The sequence below is a fragment of the Desertihabitans aurantiacus genome (assembly GCF_003344635.1).
In the GTDB taxonomy this organism is placed as follows: domain Bacteria; phylum Actinomycetota; class Actinomycetes; order Propionibacteriales; family Propionibacteriaceae; genus Desertihabitans; species Desertihabitans aurantiacus.
Genome location: NZ_QPKK01000346.1, coordinates 1 through 3,311, shown reverse-complemented (window position 1 = coordinate 3,311; position 3,311 = coordinate 1). Strand labels below are relative to the sequence as shown.

Annotated in this window: 3 protein-coding genes; 2 read left to right on the top strand and 1 reads right to left on the bottom strand. The window is 73.3% G+C overall.

Features of this window, described 5'->3' with window-relative positions; all coding sequences use genetic code 11:
- On the bottom strand, nucleotides 1-970 hold a 970-nt coding region (locus DVA66_RS18630), incomplete at its 3' end, for a hypothetical protein (RefSeq protein ID WP_269801644.1).
- A 90-nt stretch (nucleotides 971-1,060) separates the two neighbouring features.
- Between DVA66_RS18630 and DVA66_RS18625 the strand changes: the two genes are divergently transcribed.
- The gene (locus DVA66_RS18625; RefSeq protein WP_114561368.1) at nucleotides 1,061-1,603 is read left to right on the top strand and encodes a MarR family winged helix-turn-helix transcriptional regulator; all 543 of its coding nucleotides are present in this window, start codon (nucleotides 1,061-1,063) and stop codon (nucleotides 1,601-1,603) included.
- 4 nt (nucleotides 1,604-1,607) lie between these two features.
- Entirely contained in the window at nucleotides 1,608-3,284 is a 1,677-nt protein-coding gene (locus DVA66_RS18620; RefSeq protein WP_114561367.1) for an MDR family MFS transporter, read from the top strand.
- Nucleotides 3,285-3,311: the final 27 nt, after the last annotated feature.

The window sequence follows — 3,311 nt, the reverse complement described above, 5'->3', positions numbered from 1 at the left end:
CGGACGCCGGCCGCACCGAGCCGTCCGCGGCGCGGGTCAGCCCGACCAGCCGCAGGTCGATGGCGCCCTCGCGGGTGCGGGCCACCACCACCTCGGCGCGGTCGGGGTCGGCCGGGTCGGCGAGGACGGCGAGTCGGCGCCCGCCGAGCGTCCAGCGCGGACGTCCGAGGTCGGCGCCCTCGTCGGTGAGCCGGGTGGCCGGCCCGTCCAGCCGGTGGTGCCACAGCTCCCAGAAGCCGGTCGAGTCCTCGGTGAAGAGCAGGTCCTGGCCCCACCAGGCGAGCTCGGAGACCGAGACGCCGTCGCCGCCGGCGACCGCGCGCACCTGTTGCAGCGTGGTGCCGTCGAGGCGTCCGACCCACAGCGTGGCGGAGTCCCAGGGCATGTCGGGGTGGCCCCAGGTCAGCCAGGCCAGCCAGCCGTCCGGGCCGGAGGTGGGAGCGGCCACGAAGTCGGCGTCGCCGACCAGGACGGTGGCGGTGCCGTCGGCCGGGTCGAGCAGGACCAGCTCGTTGCGGACCTCCGCGGCGGTGTCGCCGTCATGGGTCTCGCGCGCCGCGACGAGCCGTCCGTCGCCGAGCACGACGCCGTCGCCCCACCGGGTGCGGGCGCCGGTCGGTGCGGTCAGCGTCTCGGCGTCCCCGTCCGCGCCGACCCGGTGCAGCTGCTGCTCGGCGAAGTCGACCACCACCACCGACGCCGGGCTGGTGCCGTCGGTCGACGGCTCGGCCGGGCCGGCCAGCGCGCCGCCGCCGTACTCGTGCACCCGGCTGCGCACGTCCAGCCCGGTGCGGGCGACGACGTCGACGCCGTCCCAGCGGTGCAGCCGCTGCTGGCCGGTGCCGGGATCGGTGCGGGTGAACCAGAGCGCGTCCCCGGTGGAGGTCAGCCCCTCCACCGACGCGCTGCTGGCGAGGTCCTCGGCGCGGACCGGGGAGGGCCAGTGGCCGTACGGCCGGACGGTGCTCACAGCGCTCAGCCTGCCACGCGACGGCCCCGGCGGCGCGGGGCCCGCGACCACCGTTTGGATCGACGGAGTCCCGGATGTAATGTATGCAGCATGCATACATCCTCCACCGCCGTCGACGACGCGCGCCCGGAGGTCCCGTCCGGTCCCGGGGACGAGCAGGTCCCCGCCCTCGAACGCGAGCTCCGGGCCCTCTTCGGACGGCTGCGCCGCTGGCAGCAGCACATCTCCCGGGTCGCCGACCTCCGGCTCGACCCGCACACCTTCATGCTCCTTGCCATCATCCGCGAGCACGGACCGCTGCGCGTCCAGGACCTGGCCGGGCTGCTCGGTCTGGATGCCTCCACCGCCAGCCGGCACGTCAAGAGCCTCGAGGCGGCCGGGCTGGTCGAGCGCGAGGCCGACCCCGACGACCGGCGCGCCAGCCTGGTCCGGGTCAGCCGGCACGGCGAGGAGGCCTGGAGCGCCGACAAGGACACCCGCAGCGCGCTGCTGCACCAGACCCTCGACTCCTGGGCGCCCGACGACCGGGAACGCCTCACCACCCTGCTGACCCAGCTCAACGGCGAGCTCGACCGGCTGCAGACCGACGCGCTCGACCCCGAGCGCCCGACCCCCGCACCGAAGGAGCGCTGAACCGATGAGCACCACCACAACTCCCGCGGAGGCGGCGCCGCCCGCGCTGTCCGCGGGGATCCGCACCATCTTCGTCGGGCTGATGTGCGGCATGCTGGTCGCCTCGATCAGCCAGACCATCGTCTCCCCGGCGATGCCGATCATCGTCGCCGAGCTCGGCGGCATCGAGCACTACAGCTGGCTGGCCACCGCCGCGATGCTGGTCGCCGCCGTCACCACCCCGATCGTCGGCAAGCTGTCCGACCTGTACGGGCGCCGCTCCTTCTACATCGCCGGCCTGGTGGTGTTCATGGTCGGCTCGGTGCTGTCCGGGCTCGCCCAGAACTTCTGGTGGCTGGTCGTCGCCCGGGCCGTCCAGGGCGCTGGCATGGGCATCCTGATGCCGCTGTCGCAGACCATCATCGGCGACATCATCCCGCCGCGGCAGCGCGGCAAGTACCAGGGCCTGATGGGTGCGGTGTTCGGCTTCTCCTCGATCGCGGGCCCGCTGGCCGGCGGCGCCATCACCGACAGCTTCGGCTGGCGCTGGCTCTTCTTCATCCCGCTGCCGATCGGTCTGGCCGCCCTGGTCTTCATCGTCAAGAACCTGCACCTGGCGCACACCCGGCGCGAGGCGAAGGTCGACGTCAAGGGCGCGGTGCTGCTCTCGGTCGCCCTGGTCGCGATCCTGCTGGCCACCTCCTGGGGCGGCACCAGCTACCCGTGGGCCTCGTGGCAGGTGATCGGGCTCTACGTGCTGGGCGCGGTCGCGCTGGCGGTGTTCATCCCGCTGGAGCTGCGCCACCCCGAGCCGATCCTGCCGCTGCGGATGTTCGCCAACCCGATCTTCACCTTCTCCGCGATCGCGAGCCTGGCCGTCGCGATGGCGATGTTCGGTGCCATCTTCTACATCCCGGTCTACGCCCAGGGTGTGCTGGGGGCCGACGCCACCAACTCCGGGCTGATCGTGATGCCGATGAGCGTCGCGATGATCGGGACGTCCATGGTCATCGGTCTGCTGATCACCCGCACCGGGCGCTACAAGGGCTTCATGCTGGCCGGGACGCTGGTCATCATCGCCGGCTTCGCCCTGCTCGTCCGGGTGCACTACGGGTCGAGCAACCTGCAGCTGATCGTCGCCATGGTGGTCATCGGCCTTGGGCTGGGCGCCTGCATGCAGACCTACACGCTGGTGGTGCAGAACGCGGTCGAGCAGCGTGACCTGGGGGTGGCCACCGCCGCCACCCAGTTCTTCCGCAGCGCCGGCGCCACCGTCGGGATCGCGGTGCTGGGCACGGTGATGACCTCCCAGCTCGGCCCGGCCATCGCCCGCCACCTGCCCGCGGAGGCCCAGGGTGCGGCCGGTCAGGTGGGCGCCGGTTCGGTGCTCGACCCGACCGTGCTCGAGCAGCTGCCGCCGGCGATCGCCACCGGCATCCGGATGGGTCTCGGTGACGCCATGCACACGGTCTTCCTGGTTGCGCTGCCGCTGGCCGGGATCGCCTTCCTGGCGACCCTGTTCATCAAGGCCCAGCCGCTGCGCGACACGCTGTCCGGCCCGACTCCCGAGCCCGTCACCAGCGCCGGCACCGAGAGCGAGACGATGCTCGGCGCCGCCCACGCCCGCGAGGAGCTCGAGCTGGCCGCCGAGCCGGCACCGGCCCAGGACGCCGACGTGTCCCCGGCCCCCGGTCGCCGCTGACCCCTCCCCAGCGAGTCCCCGTCCGCC

Excerpts from the sequence above, each read along its gene's own strand:
- DVA66_RS18625 (WP_114561368.1), top strand. The coding sequence starts at position 1,061 with ATGCATACATCCTCCACCGCCGTCGACGACGCGCGCCCGGAGGTCCCG.
- DVA66_RS18620 (WP_114561367.1), top strand. The coding sequence starts at position 1,608 with ATGAGCACCACCACAACTCCCGCGGAGGCGGCGCCGCCCGCGCTGTCC.